Annotated in this window: 12 protein-coding genes and 1 pseudogene; 5 read left to right on the top strand and 8 right to left on the bottom strand. The window is 71.8% G+C overall.

Annotated elements, in window-relative coordinates; all coding sequences use genetic code 11:
- Positions 1 to 76: 76 nt before the first annotated feature.
- Positions 77 to 1,261 (top strand): FxsB family cyclophane-forming radical SAM/SPASM peptide maturase, encoded by a 1,185-nt coding sequence (locus GA0070609_RS19410; RefSeq protein ID WP_231928339.1) that lies wholly within the window; start codon positions 77 to 79, stop codon positions 1,259 to 1,261.
- Here the strand turns inward: GA0070609_RS19410 and fxsT are convergent.
- From fxsT to GA0070609_RS19385, 5 genes and pseudogenes are all read right to left on the bottom strand, one after another.
- Entirely contained in the window at positions 1,254 to 5,147 is a 3,894-nt protein-coding gene (gene fxsT / locus GA0070609_RS19405; RefSeq protein ID WP_088995099.1) for an FxSxx-COOH system tetratricopeptide repeat protein, read from the bottom strand. The genes GA0070609_RS19410 and fxsT overlap by 8 nt on opposite strands.
- 31 nt (positions 5,148 to 5,178) lie before the next feature.
- Complete coding sequence (locus tag GA0070609_RS19400) at positions 5,179 to 5,958, bottom strand: TIR-like protein FxsC (protein ID WP_157748247.1); 780 nt, start codon at positions 5,956 to 5,958, stop codon at positions 5,179 to 5,181.
- Positions 5,955 to 7,160, bottom strand: coding sequence for an FxsC protein (fsxC, locus tag GA0070609_RS19395; RefSeq protein ID WP_172899371.1), 1,206 nt, complete (start codon positions 7,158 to 7,160; stop codon positions 5,955 to 5,957). Before fsxC ends, GA0070609_RS19400 begins: the two co-directional genes overlap by 4 nt.
- A 478-nt stretch (positions 7,161 to 7,638) precedes the next feature.
- Positions 7,639 to 8,661 carry a GGDEF domain-containing protein gene (locus tag GA0070609_RS19390; protein ID WP_088995096.1) on the bottom strand — a complete coding sequence of 341 codons (1,023 nt, stop codon included), beginning with the start codon at positions 8,659 to 8,661 and terminating at the stop codon, positions 7,639 to 7,641.
- Between the two features lie 270 nt (positions 8,662 to 8,931).
- Positions 8,932 to 9,360: pseudogene (locus tag GA0070609_RS19385) on the bottom strand (cellulose binding domain-containing protein); the annotation flags it as partial.
- Between the two features lie 168 nt (positions 9,361 to 9,528).
- Between GA0070609_RS19385 and GA0070609_RS19380 the strand changes: the two are divergent.
- Both GA0070609_RS19380 and GA0070609_RS19375 read left to right on the top strand, forming a co-directional pair.
- Positions 9,529 to 10,137, top strand: coding sequence for a winged helix-turn-helix domain-containing protein (locus GA0070609_RS19380; RefSeq protein WP_172899370.1), 609 nt, complete (start codon positions 9,529 to 9,531; stop codon positions 10,135 to 10,137).
- Positions 10,138 to 10,339: 202 nt separating this feature from the next.
- Complete coding sequence (locus tag GA0070609_RS19375) at positions 10,340 to 11,098, top strand: SRPBCC family protein (protein WP_088995095.1); 759 nt, start codon at positions 10,340 to 10,342, stop codon at positions 11,096 to 11,098.
- 133 nt (positions 11,099 to 11,231) lie between these two features.
- Here GA0070609_RS19375 and GA0070609_RS19370 read toward each other — a convergent pair whose 3' ends face one another.
- Positions 11,232 to 11,804: a hypothetical protein gene (locus tag GA0070609_RS19370; RefSeq protein ID WP_088995094.1), complete on the bottom strand. Its 573-nt coding sequence runs from the start codon at positions 11,802 to 11,804 to the stop codon at positions 11,232 to 11,234.
- Positions 11,805 to 12,132: 328 nt separating this feature from the next.
- Here GA0070609_RS19370 and abc-f point away from each other — a divergent pair, with 328 nt between their 5' ends.
- Complete coding sequence (abc-f, locus tag GA0070609_RS19365; RefSeq protein WP_088995093.1) at positions 12,133 to 13,776, top strand: ribosomal protection-like ABC-F family protein; 1,644 nt, start codon at positions 12,133 to 12,135, stop codon at positions 13,774 to 13,776.
- Here the strand turns inward: abc-f and GA0070609_RS33350 are convergent.
- Both GA0070609_RS33350 and GA0070609_RS19360 read right to left on the bottom strand, forming a co-directional pair.
- A complete protein-coding gene (locus GA0070609_RS33350) occupies positions 13,769 to 13,945 on the bottom strand; it encodes a hypothetical protein (protein ID WP_157748245.1) in 177 nt (58 codons plus the stop codon). The two genes, abc-f and GA0070609_RS33350, sit on opposite strands and share 8 nt — an antisense overlap.
- A gap of 105 nt (positions 13,946 to 14,050) precedes the next feature.
- The gene (locus tag GA0070609_RS19360) at positions 14,051 to 14,578 is read right to left on the bottom strand and encodes a winged helix-turn-helix transcriptional regulator (RefSeq protein WP_088995092.1); all 528 of its coding nucleotides are present in this window, start codon (positions 14,576 to 14,578) and stop codon (positions 14,051 to 14,053) included.
- 159 nt (positions 14,579 to 14,737) lie between these two features.
- Here GA0070609_RS19360 and GA0070609_RS19355 point away from each other — a divergent pair, with 159 nt between their 5' ends.
- The gene (locus GA0070609_RS19355) at positions 14,738 to 15,061 is read left to right on the top strand and encodes a nuclear transport factor 2 family protein (RefSeq protein ID WP_088995091.1); all 324 of its coding nucleotides are present in this window, start codon (positions 14,738 to 14,740) and stop codon (positions 15,059 to 15,061) included.
- The last annotated feature ends 16 nt before the right edge of the window (positions 15,062 to 15,077 follow it).

Raw genomic sequence — 15,077 nt, 5'->3', positions numbered from 1 at the left:
TCGATGTCCTGTCCCATCACCTGCGCGCGGCCCGCCGCCGGCAGCGCGATCCGGAGTCGACGGAGCAGGTCGCGCCGTGGAACTCCGCGGTCTGACGCCCTGGCTTCCGTTCCGGCAGTTCGTGGTGAAGATCCACGGCTGGTGCGACCTGGCGTGTGACTACTGCTACGTGTACGAGCACGTCGACCAGAGTTGGCGCCGTCGCCCCCGGGCCATGGCCGCCGCCGTGGTCGACGCGACGGCGGTGCGGATCGGCGAACACCTGCGGCGGCACGAGGTCCGGCAAGCCCGGGTCATCCTGCACGGCGGTGAGCCGTTGCTGGCCGGCCCGGCCCACCTGGCGAGGACCGTGACCGCCGTCCGCGCCGCGGCGCCCGCGGACACCGACATCGGCTTCACCGTCCAGACCAACGGCGTCCGGCTCGGGCACGAGTTCCTCCGGCTCTTCCGGGAGCAGCACGTCCGGGTGGGGGTGAGCCTCGACGGTGGACTCGCCGCGCACAACCGGCACCGCCGCTCGGCGGCCGGCGCGGAGAGCTTCCCCCGGGTCGCGCGGGCTCTGGCGTTGCTGGCCAGCGAGCCCTACCGGCCGATCTACGGCGGCATCCTCTGCACCATCGACCTCGCGAACGACCCGCTGGAGGCGTACCGCAGCCTCCTGGCGTTCGAACCACCGATGATCGACCTCCGGCTGCCGCACGGCAACTGGGTCCATCCACCGCCCGGGCGGCACCGGGCCCGCACCGCGACGCCGTACGGCGACTGGCTCGTCGCGGTCTTCGACGAGTGGTATGACGCCCCGCGCCGCCCCGTCGCGATCCGGCTCTTCGACTCGATCATCCAGCTCCTGCTGGGCGGCGCGAGCGGCACGGAGGACATCGGCACCACCCGGACCGGCGCGGTGGTCATCGACACCGACGGCAGCATTCAGGGCAGCGACGTGCTGAAGACCACCGTCCCCGGCGCACCGGAGACCGGGCTCACCGTGTTCTCCCACTCGTTCGACGACGCCCTCGCCGTGCCGTCGATCCGCGCCGAGCAACGGTCGGCGTACGCCGTCCCCCGGGCCTGCGGTGGCTGTGACGTGGTCGACGTCTGCGGCGGCGGGCTGTACGCGCACCGCTTCCACCCCACCGCCGGGTTCGACTTCCGCTCCGTCTACTGTCTCGACCTGTTGCGGCTCATCCGACACGTTCGGCGACGCGTCTCGGCGGACCTGGCCGCCCGGCGACCGCCCTCCGGGTCGGCGCCGCTCACATGACGAACGGCTCGATGTCGAGGTCGACCCGGCGCTTCTGCCGCCCCAGCTCCGTGATCGGATGATCGTTGCCCAGCACCTGAGCCGAGTAGGCCACCGCGTCGTTCCAGCCCGACTGGTCGTAGTCGCCGCTGGCGAGCCGACCCACCGCGACGTTCAGCATCGCGCCGATCAGTGCGATGTTCTCCGGTCGCAGTGTCTCCCGGAGGATGTCGTACGCGCGCTCGTCGGTGTGCCGGCCGTACTCGGCGTCCCCGGCGGCGTGCGCGGCGTTCGCGACGTTGACCAGGGCCAACGCGGTGATGGTGTGCGTGGCGCCGAGCACCTCCTCGAAACCCGCAGCCGCCCGCTCGGCCATGGCGCGACCGGCCGACAGGTCACCGCACCGGCGGGTGAAGACCCCGAGGTTGTTGAGGGCGACCAGGTACAGCGGGTGCGCGGGTTCGAACAGCTCCCGGTACGCCCGTTCGGCGTCCGCGGCGAGCCGCCGGGCCACATCGTCCTCGCCGAGGTCGGACGCCACGTTCGCGCGTTCCAGGCGGCACCCGACGGTAGCCGGGTGACCGGCGCCGAGGACACGCTCGTAGCGCGGCAGTGCGACGTCGAGCAGGCTGGCCGCCAGCCGGGTCTCGCCGAGCCAGCGCAGCGTCGTCGCGAAGTTGCGCAGCGTCCGCAGGGTGTCGGGATGCTCTTCGCCGAGCACCTCCTCGCAGGCCTTCCACGCCGCCTCGAGCGTCTTACGCGAACCTTGCAGGTCCCCGTTGTCGCGCTGGTCGGTGCCGTAGGCGTCGGCCGAGGAGAGGGTGAACGGGTGCCGCTCGCCCAGCAGCCGGCGCCGCTTGTCCAGCGTCTGCCGGTCCAGCCGCAGCGCTTCCGCGTAGTTGCCGGCCAACCGCATGGTCAGCGCGTAGTTGAGCGCCGCCATCAACGTCCGTGGATGGTCCTCTCCGAGCACGACCGGGATGAGCCCGAACGTCTTTGCCTCCCGCTCCTCGGCCTCGGCCCACCGGCCCTGCTCGCGCAGGTCCTGGGCGTAGCTGCCGGCGACCATCAGGGTGTACGGGTGGTCCTCCCCGGCCACCCGGGTGAACCGCTCCATCAGGTCGTTGTCGATCCCGTACGCCTCGGCCATCCGCCCCAGGTCGCGGATGATGTTGGCGTACTGGAACCGCAGGAGCAGCGTCATCACGTCATCGGGATCCGGGAACAGCTCCGCCCAGGCGGCGGTGGCCCGGTCGGCGAGCTGCTCACCGCCGGCGTAGTAGCCCCGCAGCCGCAGGTAGCGCACCAGGTCGATGATCAGCTTGCGAACGTTCGGCGAGTTCGAGGTGACCGCCTCGAGCGCGTCGACGTGCGGCCGGAGCCCCTCGTAGAGCGGCCAGTTGTCGGCGTTGTCGGCGTCCCCCGGGTTGATGTCCGCCAACGCCTCCTGGGCGATGCCCCGGTTGACCACCCGCTCGTCCGGGCTGAGGCCGTGCCGGATCGCCTGCTGGGTGAGCACGTGCATGCTGATGCTGCGGCTGGCCGGATCGGACTTGATCAGACCAAACCGTCCGATGTGCTGGATCAGCCGGCTGAGCAGGAGCGGGTCGCGCAGCGCAGCGTCATGCTCGGCGAGCAGCGAACCGATGCGCTCGGACTTCAGGATGGCCGTGGGGATCGGGTTGGGTGCGAAGAACGTGAGCAGCTCGACCAGCCGGGCGGCGGCCGGGCTCCGGCCGCGTAGCGACTCCATCGCCACCGAGAACGTCGCGGTGATCGGCGCGTCGTAGCCGGGCACCTGGAGCGCCTCGGCGACGTGCCCCTCCAGCAGCCGCAGGTACTCCGGCAGGGTGCCGGCCGTGCTCGCCAGCCAGTAGCCCGCCGTCTCGACCGCTGCCGGAAGGTCACCGAGCCGCTCCGCCAGGACCGCGGACTCGCTGGTGGCCAGTTTCGCGCCGCGCCGGGCGAGCAGGGCGACGCTCTCGGCCCGCTCGAACACGTCGACCTGCATCTCTCCTGTGGAGCGGGACCACGCCTGGTCCCGGGTGGTGATGATGGCGTCACCCGGGCCGGTCGGCACCAGGTCGGCCAGCTCGCCGGGATCCTCGGCGTTGTCGAGCACGACGAGCCAGCGGGTGGCGCCGTCCCGCTCGCGCAGGGCGCGCAGCACCGCGTCGACCCGCCCGGTGCCCTCCCGGTTGGGCGGCAGCCCCAGCACCTCGCCCAACGCCTCGAAGCCGGCGGTCACCTGTTCGACGCTGTCGGCCGAGATCCACCACACGATGTCGTACGCGGCAGCGAACCGGTAGACGTACTCCAGGGCGATCTGCGTCTTGCCGACGCCGCTCATGCCGATCAGCGAGACCGCGGTCGACCCATTGAGGTCGAGCAGCCGGTCGCGCAACTCCTCGATCGTCGCCTCCCGCCCGACGAACGCCGGGTTGCGCCGGCTCGGCACCCGCCAGTGCCGGGTGTGCTGGGCGGGAAAGCGGATACGCGAGAGGTCGCCGGCGGCCGATCCGGGCGGCGTGTAGCGGATCCCGAGGGCTGTGAAGACGGCCTGCACCGCCTCGTCCGCCCGCAGGTTGGGGAAGTCCACGGTGCCGGCCACCGACGCTGGCACCGGCAGGACCGGGCCGTTGACGCGCATCGGCACGAGGAAGTCGGCCGGACGCAGATCGGCCCGGTCGACCTCGCGCCGCCAGTACCGTTCGATGCCCTCGTAGGTCAGCCCGTCGTGCGAGAGCAGCACGACGACCCGGTCGATGCCCTCCAGCGCCGGGGCCTCCTCCCGGCCCGGCCCGACCAGCAGGCAGTCGTGGCCGATCCGGATCAGTTCCTGGCTGATCCACTCCGCCCAGATCCGGTCGATCGCGGCGTACTGCACGATCACCTGGATCGGCGCCGAGGTGGCCGTCCGCTCGAACCGGGCCAGCACCGACAATCGCTGCTTCTCCGGGGTGTCCGGGGTTTCCAACGGCCGGTCGGCCAGCAGCTCGGCGAGGGCCACGAACGCCGACAGCGGCGAGTTCGGCTCGCTCGGGCGGTCGCCGAAGATCGCCAGGATCTCCTCGTACGCGTAGTACGGCTTGTACGGCACCTCGACGCTGCGCCAGTAACGGTCGCCGTCGAGTTCGAGCGCGTCGGTGTAGGGCCGGAACTTGCGCTGCGCGTAGTCCCGGCCCCGCTGGAGTTTGGCCTGCTCGCCCGGCTCGACCCGGCCCGGCACCGGGTAGATCCTGATCGACGGGTCGGCGCGTACGATCGACCGGGCGACGCTGACGGCGCCATCGACGCCCTGGGTGTTGAGGGCGAAGCAGTCGACGACCGTGTCCGGGAGGCTGATGGTGCACACCCCGGCGCTGTCGCTCAGCCCGGTCCGGCTGTCGACCAGCACGAAGTCGTAGTCGCGACGCATACCCGCCGCGAGCGCGTCGATGAAGCCCTTGCCGTTGAGGCGCTGCCAGAAGTTGTCCCAGTCGAACTTCGAGACCTTCACCGAGTACCGGCCGTCCTGCTTGCCGGACGGGAGGAAGTCCAGCACGCCGCCGCGCGGGAACATCCAGTTCAGCGACATCGTGGCGCTGTCGAGGCGGCTCACCTCCTCGAACCACGAGGGCGAACTCTCCTGGGTGACCGTGGCCGCGCTGTAGCGCTGGAGCAGCTCAATCAGGCCCTCGGTCCGGCGCAGCTCGTCGTCGACCAGGAACGGGTGGAAGTAGCGGTGCAGGCCGGGCGACTCGAGGTCCCAGTCGATCGCCAGCACCTTGTAGCCGTTGCTGGCCAGGATCCACGCGGTGTTGGCCAGCGCCATCGTCCGGCCGCTGCCGCCCTTGTACGAGTAGAAGGTGATGATCCGCCCCTGCCGCGGCTCACCGGCGGCGGGCTCGGGGACGCTACCGGACACCGTGGACCTCCCTCTGGATCGCTGTCACCGGTCAGTTGCCGTGCAGTCGCGGAAGCTCACCTCTGCCGCCCAGGTCGGGCGGCGTGCGGGGTCTGCCGTCAGGGTGTTGCCGAGCGGTCACCTCGGCGTCCCGTTGCCGGGGAACCGCCCCGGCGCCGCCCCCCGTGGGCGGAACGGCCGGAAACGCGGCGGGCAGGCGGTAGAAATCCGGACCCGGCCGCGATGGCGGAATCGGATGACTCCGCGCCGTCCGAACGATCAGAGCCGCGAGCTTGCCCACGAATTCATGGTAGGCATCACGATGCCGGGTCAACCGCATGACGTGGAGCAGGCCCTCGTCGAACACGACAGTCGACAATGACCGGTCGGCGTACTGGATCGTGCCGAGATGTTCCGGAATCTCGGTTGCCCGCCACGAAACAGGCAGCAACGAGGGTGCGTCCCGACCGGTGGCCGTGCGGTATGCCACCAGTCGGTCGGCGAAGGCCTGCCATTCCCGACCGCAGGATTCGCTGGCGAAGTAGGTCGGTGAGCTGAGCGCGACAAAGACCCGACAGGTGCCGAGTGCTGTCCTGATCTCCTCCGACCAGTCGGCGCCGAGTCGCAGGTTGGCGATGCTGAGAAACCCGGTGGCGGCCGGGTCGCTCTTCCGAGTGCCGCTCACCGCCCGCACCTCGTTGCGCAGGTCCTTGAAGAAGATCGCCACCAACTCGTCGTCGGTGTCGCTGGACTCGGCGAAGCTCAGGAAGAAGAAGATGTCGGGGTCGGCCTCCGCGCCCGCCGGACCGCGCCGACCGGTTGCCCCGCTCAAGGGGCGTCGAGCAACGGGCGGCTGCCGGCAGGGGCGCCCGGGGCGACTCTGCGGACATCCGCGGAGCGGAAGGTGAGGTTGCGCGACGCCTCCAGGATGCCGCCCAACTCCTGCTCGAACTCCTCGGCAGAGTCGGGGCCGATCCGCAGCATGGGGTTGCATCGCCCGGAGCGCAGGACGAGCAACCGCGACAACGCCTCGGTCAGCTGCTCCCGCGCCTGGCTCGTCTCCGGGTCGGTGGCACTGATCGGCACCACGAACCCGGTGACCGGGTCGGCGCGCCGGTCGACCTCCGCCAGCGCCTCCCGGTGCGCGGCGATCCGCACCACCCAGGCGTCGATCAGCATGACGAGCAGTTCGTCGTCGGTGTCCGCCCGCTCCAGCACACCGACGATGTCCTCGATGTCGTCGACGACATCGGAGTCGAACAGATGGTCGGCGGCGACCGCCTGCGCCTGGGTGGCGAGGGCCTCCGGCCGCAGTGGACGGTACGGCCGCCAGTCGGCCCGCCGGGGACCGTAGAAGTCGAGGTCGTCGCGGACCGGGGCCATCTCGTCGCGACGTCCCGCTGCGACGACGAAGCGCACCGACTGCGACGGAAACCCGGCGGCGGCCCCGGCCGGCCGGGCGGCCTGGTTGCCCACCGTCCGGAAGGCGTTCGGCGTGGCCGCGTAGGGCAGCAGGGTGACCGCCGGGCGTACCGGATCGGTGCGGCTGACCTCGACGATGTGACGGGCGAGCCCGCCCAGCAGGTCGCGGTAGCGGGACCGGTTGCTCGTGAGCCGAACCAGCGCCCGGACGTCCGCCCGCCGCGCCAGGTCCGTGGTGAACTCGCCGGCCGGGAGGTCGCCGTAGAGCCCGTTGTCGCCCCAGGCGACCGGTACGACGGCCTTCGGCCGGCGTCCGGTGATCGTCTCGTGGTGGTGCAGCCGGTCCTGAAAGGCCGACCATTCGCGGCCACACCGCTCGGTGAGGAAATACCGCTGCGAACAGATCGCGAGGAACACCGTGCATTCCGCCAAAGCCTGCGCGGCCGCTCGCGTCCATTCACCGTCGACGACGGCGTCGTCCCCGAATGTGAAGACTGTCAACGACGTATCGCCGCCGCTCAGCAGCCGGACGGCGTCGCAGAGTTCGCCGAGGAACGCTTCGGCGTAGGCGCCGTCGTCGTCGGGTCTGTAACTCAGAAAAATGGATGCCACAACCCCTCCGGACACGCTCGATTGGACGCGGAGGCGCGGTCTCGGCGCAGGTCGCAGGATCCTCCAGAGCTACATACATACACGCAAGGGTGTTGAGAACGCAATCGGGTGTACAGTCGGATAAGCGCTGGTGCAAATCGGACGATAACCGGCCCGTCGACGGTGCGGCTCGACGGTCGTACCGTCCCGAACCTGCTCGATGCCGGCATGGCGCGATCCGACCGTGGCCGGCCTGCGGCGGGTCGACGTCGCCGGCCTCGTCGACGACAGTCACGGCCCGTCCGGACGGGTTCCCGATCCCGCCGCGGGGCGCACCACGGGTGATCGACCGTGCGCCATCTCGCCATGCCGGTGAGTGTTCCGCACCGTCGGGCCGAGCTGTCCTCGTGTGTCGGAAAGTTCGCGGAGCCGTGATCACAGACGGACGGGCAGCACGTCCCGGGCCGGGTGAGCGTCGGTTGCGGCCGGGCGGCGCCGGTCACGGGGCGCCGAAGGCGCCCGCGCCCCGGGGCAGCAGGCCGTTGCCGTCCGCGGGCGGCCGGGCAGCGACCCGGTGGCGTTCCTGTTTCACCCGGTAGAGCCGCTGGTCGGCGGCGAGCATCAGCGCTTCGAGGGAGTCCCCGTCGTACGGCGCGGTGGCCGAGCCGACGCTGACGCTGGTGTGCTGGCCCACCGCCGCGCCGATCCGGGTGGCGATCGCCCGGGCGGTGGATGCGTCGGCGTCGACCAGCACGACGACGAACTCGTCGCCGCCGACCCGGGCGATGGCGTCCTCGACGCGCAGGACGTCCCGGGCCGCCGACACGGTCCGCCGCAGCAACTCGTCGCCGGCGGCGTGCCCGAGGCGGTCGTTGACCAGCTTGAAGTCGTCCAGGTCCAGGCAGAGCAGGGACGGGCCGGGCCGGCAGCCGCCGTGGAAGAGGTGGCTGGCGAACTCCGCCAGACCGCGCCGGTTCAGGGCGCCGGTGAGCGGATCCAGCGCTGCGAGCGCCCGCAGTTGGGACCGCTGCCGCGCCAGGATCCGGGCCTGCGTCGAGCAGACCGAGGCCAGCACCAGCATGCCCGCGAGATAGATGAAGACGTGACCGGAGTGCGCCGGTCCGCCGGTGACGGCGACGGCGAGGTAGGACCCGACGACGAGCACCTCGAGCGCGATCATCAGCCGCAGGTGCGGCGTGTAGTTGGCGACGAACACGGTGGTGGTCACGAAACCCAGCGCGGCCGGCGAGGTGACGCCGCCGTCCCAGTGCGCGCCGAGCGCCGCCGCCAGGAGTGTGACCAGCAGGATGGTGAACGAGAGACGGTATCCCGCCACCTGCGTCGTCACCCGCCGCGCCGCCCACACCCCCACCAGCCCGGACGCCATTCCGCACAGGTAGGCGGCGAGCATGAGGGACCGGTTGGGCTGGTCGAGCGTCAGCAGACAGTAGATGACGGCCACCGCGTGCGAGACGACGTGCAACGCCGCGCCGAGGAGGATCCTGCGGCGTCGCTCGTTCACCCGACTGTCCACCGTATCCACGCCATCCCGACGACGGACGTGGTAGGGCGACCGGTCGAGGCGGCCGGGTCGTTGGTCGGTGTCGAGGCCGCTGCGGTGGCGCGTCCTACCACCCCGCCATTGAATGGTGTGCCTCAGCTCACAGTCAATAGCCGCACCACCGCTCTCACCAGCGGGTACGCGTCCGGATACGCGGCGTCGCGCGGTACCGCGGGTCGGGAGTGGACGGCCGGCGGACGTTTGCCGCCCACTCCCGCTCGCCGATGACGCTCAGGCGACCGCGCAGGGCGATCCGTTGAGCGTGAACGAGGTCGGCCGCCCGGTGTTCCCGGTGTGGGTGGCCTGGAAGCCGATGCTGACCGAGGCGTTCGGCGCGGTGGTGGCGTTGTAGGAGACGTTCCTTGCGGTCACCGCGCCGCTGGCCGGTGCGTACGAGGCGTTCCTGCCGCCGGTGATGGTCTGCCCGGCGCGCAGGGTGAAGGCCAGGCTCCAGCCGTCGACCGGGGTGGTTCCGGTGTTGGTGATGGTCAGCGAGGTGGTCAGGCCGGTGTTCCAGGCGTTCACCGCCTACGCCACCCGGCAGGCTCCGGTGGGCGGCGGGGGAGTGCTGGGCGGCGGGCTGGTGGGCGTCGCCGTGCTGTCCAGGTCGAAGAAGCGGATCGCCTGGCCGGCGTCGACCGGCAGGTTGTGCGGGACGCCTCCGGAAGTGCCGATGGGCGGGGGTTCCGATCGAGGCTGCCCGATGCCCGATCATGTCCGGCTCGAAAACATCCACAAGTATGGATAAGTGGGGCGGGCCGACAACCGGCGCTCACCGACCATAAATCTTGTCTTGACAGGAAAAGCTGTCGGTGAGAGGCTCAGAGCATGCACGACATCGCAGTGATCGAGGACCCGGCGGCAGCCGAGGCGTCGCTGGACCCGATGCGGGCCCGGCTGCTGGCCGAGCTCGCCGAGCCGGCCTCGGCGACCATGCTCGCGGCGCGGGTCGGCCTTCCCCGGCAGAAGGTCAACTACCACCTTCGCGCGCTCGAGCAGCACGGCCTGATCGAGCTGGTCGAGGAGCGCCGCAAGGGCAACGTCACCGAACGGGTCATGCGGGCCACCGCGGCGTCGTACGTCATCTCGCCAGCCGCCCTCGCCGCCGTGCGGCCCAAGCCGTCCGAGCAGCCTGACCGGCTCTCGGCGCGGTGGCTGCTCGCCGTCGCCGCCCGGCTCGTGCAGGACGTCGGCGCCCTCATCACCGGCGCCGACCGGGCGAAGAAGCGGGTGGCGACCTTCGCGATGGACGCCGAGGTGCGGTTCGCCTCGGCGGGCGAGCGGGCCGCATTCGCCGAGGAACTGGCGTCCACGCTCACCGACCTGGTGAGCAGGTACCACGACGAGTCGGCCCCCGGCGGGCGTGCCCACCGGGTGGTGCTCGCCCTGCATCCCAGCGTCACCCCGGCCGGCGGCGACGAGACCGGGAACCCCTGAGCCGACCGCTGCGGCCCGGCCGTCGCTGCCGCACCACCCGGCCGGCGCATGCCGAACGCCGCTGCCGCCAACCGCCACCACACCGTCGGCGGCGCTCCGCGCCACCGTCACCACACCGTCGGCGGCGCTCCGCGCCACCGTCACCACACCCCGACCGACCTCCGACCGACCACGACCGAACGCTGACTGAGAGGTGCCGACCATGGGACACGCATTCGAGCTGACGAAGGACATCGAGCTGGCCGCCACGCCCGAGCAGGTGTGGGAGGCGATCGCCACCGGGCCGGGGATCGACTCCTGGTTCATGGGCCGCAGCGAGGTGAACCCGGGCGAGGGCAGCCGCACCCGCCACGACATGGCCGGCTTCGTCAGCGAGGCGACGGTCACCGGCTGGGAGCCCGGCAAGCGGTTCGCGTACCGCGGCGACGCCGGCCCGGACGGCACCTTCATGGCCATCGAATACCTCATCGAGGGCCGGGAGCAGGGCAGCACCACGCTGCGGCTGGTGCAGAGCGGCGTCCTCGGCGACAACTGGGAGACCGAGTACGAGGCGATGAAGGTTGGCTGGGACATGTACCTCGGCACCCTGGCCGCGTACGTCGCCCACTTCGCCGGCCGCACCGGTGCCCCGGTCACCGCCTTCCGGCCCCAGGCCGGCACCCCGGACGAGGTCTGGGCGGCGGTCGCCCGCGCCCTCGGCATCACCGGCCCGGTCACCGAGGGGGCGCCGGTCCGGTTCACCGTCGACGGACTGCCGCCGGTCGAGGGGGTGGTCGACCTTGCCGGGCTGCCCACCTACCTCGGCGTCCGCACCGATGACGCGCTCTACCGGTTCCTGCACTCCGGCACCGACCGCGGCAACGCGCTGGTGCTCGGCCACCACCTGTTCGGCCGGCAGCAGGACCCGGAGCGCACCGGCCCGGCCTGGCAGAACTGGGTCGCCGCCCTCCCGATCGGCTGACCACCGGCCGGCCGCGGCCCCGCCAACCCACGACGGGCGGCGGGGTCGCCGCCTGTCGATCGCCGGGGTCGCGCTCGTCGCGCACCGGCCACGGCGGATCCTCCGCGTGGTCGACGAGCAGCCGGCCCGCGACCTATCCGCTCCACGCCTCGTGCAGGGTGCAGACCGCCGACGAGAGCGGCCGGCCGCGGTCGTCCCGGGTCACCCGGGGCGCGCCCGGTAGGCGCCGGCCAGCCAGCGTCACGGTGGCCTCGGCGCAGGGCAGCACCTGCATCGACAGGCCGTGGCCGCGCCCGTGGAGGGGAAACTCCGGCGCCGCGAACGGGCGGGCGTCGAGGATGCCGGACAGCCGTACGGTGATGTCGCCGCCGTGCGCGGTGGTCCCGCTCGCCGGGTCGACCTGGACGGCGGTGTCGGCGACGGTCACCGTGGCCGCCGGCCAGCCGGGCAGCGCGGTCGCCTCGTCGAAGTTGCGGACGAAGTACTCCTCGATCCGGCCGGCCAGCCGCCCGTCGTCCCCGACGACGTGGAGCCGGCCGTCGTACCAGAGGATCAGCATGTTGCCACTGCCCCAGATCGACCAGTCGACGCGCCAGACGGAGGCGTACGCGCTCGGCTCCCCAGCGGCGTAGAGAGTGGCGAAGGGATTGGCGCCCAGGAGCAGCGGCCGGCGGACGGCGTACGGTCCGGGTTCCTCGTCCGGCATCCGGCCCTCCTCGTCCCGATGGCCGGCGCCCCGTCTCGTGGGCGGGCCCGCGCTCGTACGCCGAGATAGTGGATCTTAGTAGGCCCCCGGGCACCGGGTGGCGGACCCGGTCGGGACCGGCGCCGGCGGTGCTAGGGTCGAGGGGAGTGATCGAGTGAGGGAGATCAGACATGGCGGGTGACGACGACATCTCCGGGTGATACCGGGAGGTCCGGCCACCGGCCGGCGCAGTGACCAGCGCCGCCGACGTGGCCATGCCGTCGTTCCACCAGCCCATGTCTCCTCAGGGCCGGCGCCGCCGCGCCCACGTCACATCCGAGGTCTCCCGATGTCCGATGCGTTCATCGTCTGCTCGAACCTGTCCTTCTCCTGGCCGGACGACACCCCCGTCTTCCAGGACCTGTCCTTCTCCGTCGGCGCCGGCCGCACCGGCCTGGTCGCGCCGAACGGCGCCGGCAAGACCACCCTGCTCAGGCTGATCGCCGGCGAGCTGCGCCCGACCGGCGGCACGGTGACCGTCAACGGGGTGCTTGGCTACCTTCCGCAGAACCTGTCCCTCGTCGGTGACCTGACGGTGGCCGAGGTCCTCGGGATCGACCCGGTGCTCCGGGCGCTGACCGCCATCGAGTCCGGCGACGCCAGCGAGGAGCACTTCACCACCATCGGCAACGACTGGGACATCGAGGAGCGCACCCGCGCCGAGCTGGACCGGCTCGGCCTCACCGAGGTCACGCTCACCCAACGGCTGCGGACCCTCAGCGGCGGCCAGGTGGTCTCCCTCGGCCTGGCCGCGCAGCTGGTGAAGCGACCGGACGTGCTGCTGCTCGACGAACCGACCAACAACCTGGACGTCGACGCCCGGCACCGGCTCTACGGGGTGCTGGAGAACTGGACCGGCTGCCTGCTGCTGGTCAGCCACGACCGGGCGCTGCTCGACCGGGTGGAGCGGATCCTCGAACTCGACCGGGGCGAGGTCCGCTCCTACGGCGGCAACTACACCGCGTACGCCGAGGCGGTGCGGGCCGCGCGGGAGGTGGCCGAGAAGAACCTCCGCAACGCCGCGCAGGAGGTCAAGCGGGAGAAGCGGGAGATGCAGCAGGCCCGCGAGCGGGCCGAGCGCCGGGCCAGCAACGCGTCCCGGAACCTGAAGAACGCCGGGCTGCCGAAGATCTTCGCCGGCACGATGAAGCGCGGCGCCCAGGAGTCGGCGGGCCGGGCGCGCGAGACGCACGCCGCCCGGGTCAGCGAGGCCAAGGCCCGCCTCGACGAGGCCGGCCGCGCCGTTCGCGAGGAGGAGAAGATCACGCTGGAGCTGCCCGGGACCAACGTCCCGGCCGGCCGTACGGTCTTCCTCGGCGAGCGGTTGCAGGTGCGCTACGGCGACCGTGCGCTCTTCGCCGGCGACGGGCTCGACCTGACCATCCGCGGGCCCGAGCGGATCGCCCTGACCGGGCCGAACGGCGCCGGCAAGTCCAGCCTGCTGCGCCTGCTCAACGGTGACCTGACGCCGGGTAGCGGGGTGGCTCGCCGGGCCGAGGGGCGGGTCGCCTACCTGTCCCAGCGCCTGGACCTGCTGAATCTCGACCGTACGGTGGCCGAGAACCTGGCCGCGTTCGCGCCGGACCTGCCCGAGGCGCAGCGGATGAACCTGCTGGCCCGCTTCCTGTTCCGGGGCGCCCGCCCGCACCTTCCGGTCGGCGTGCTCTCCGGCGGGGAGCGGCTGCGGGCCACGCTGGCCTGCGTCCTGTTCGCCGAACCAGCGCCGCAACTGCTGCTGCTCGACGAGCCGACGAACAACCTGGACCTGGTCAGCGTGGGCCAGTTGGAGAGCGCGCTCAACGCGTACCAGGGCGCGTTCGTGGTGGTCAGCCACGACGAGCGGTTCCTGGAGAACATCCGGGTGCAGCGCTGGCTGCGGCTCGCCGCGGGCCGGCTGCTGGAGACCGCGGCGCCCGACGGCGGAACTATGTGATCTTCGGACCGGTGAGCCGGTAGCCGTCCTCGGCCAGGGTGCGGGTCATGTGCTCGGCGTAACACTGGGGCCAGTCCGGGTCGGGTCGGCCCAGCTGCCGCTCGTGCACGCCGTGCGCCTCGACGGCGCGCTTCAGCGCGTCCAGCAGGACCTCGGTGGTCGGATCCATCGCCGTGCCTCCCCGCTCACGCTGGCCGCCGGGTGCCGCCCCGCACCGGTCGCCGATGCCGGCCGTTCCGCGGCCCGGTCGACCCGCGACCGCCTCACCGGCAGCCTAGGCCGAGGTGCCGCGTCCGGCGGCGGAACGGCGACTCGCCGGCGCGACCGCGGCGTACCGGTCGCGCATGGCCTCGCTGGCGGCCGGGCCGGCGGCGAAGACGAAGGTCTCCGGGTCCAGCGGGCGGCCGGTGGCCCGGTCCACGACGACCGGCTCGACCTCGGCGCCGGTCTGGCGGTCGATCAGGATCATGCTGCGGTCCTCGGGCCGCAGCCGGGAGTTGCCCCAGGCGGCGAGGGTCACGATCACCGGCCGCAGGCTGCGGCCCAGCTCGGTGAGGACGTACTCGTAGCGGTCCGGGTGGGTCTGGTAGCGGCGGCGTTCCAGCAGCCCGTTGGTGGTGAGCGTGCGCAGCCGGCTGGTCAGCATGCTGGAGGAGATCTTGAGGTTCTCCTGGAACTGGTCGAATCGGGTGTAGCCGTCGAACGCGTCGTGGAGGATCAGCAGGGTCCACCACTCGCCGACCACGCCGAGCGTCGCTGAGAGCGGACACTCCCGGTCCTCGAGTCGAATCTTCCCTGCCATCGGTGGCTCCTCGGAGAGTAGGTGCTAAAGTCGAAGTCACTAACTTCTAATTCAGCAGTAAGGGTACCCGCGCGGGCCGTGGGGCGGGAGCGTGCCCGCCTCGCTGATCACGCGGCGCGAGCCGCGGCCGATCCCGCGCCCAGCTGATAAGGAGTCCTCGTGACGGGAGCACCCGAGATCATCCGCCGGTACTTCGAGCTGGCCGGCCAGCCGGACCGGGAGGCCTACTTCGCGCTCTTCGCCGACGACGCGGTGGTGCAGGACGAGGGCCGGGAACACCGGGGCATCGAGGCCATCCGCGCGTGGCGGCGGGAGACGCCGCTGGTGTCGTACGACATCACGGACGTCGCCGACACGGCCGAGGGCACGGTGGTGACCGCCACCATCACCGGTGACTTCCCCGGCAGCCCGTTCGCCGGGCTGCGGTTCCGCTTCGAGGAGTACGACGAGGCGCACATCCGTCGGCTGCGCATCGCCCCCTGACCGGCGTGACTCGCAC

It is taken from the genome of Micromonospora echinaurantiaca, assembly GCF_900090235.1.
Taxonomy (GTDB): Bacteria; Actinomycetota; Actinomycetes; order Mycobacteriales; family Micromonosporaceae; genus Micromonospora; species Micromonospora echinaurantiaca.
This window is presented reverse-complemented; position numbering and strand designations above follow the sequence as displayed.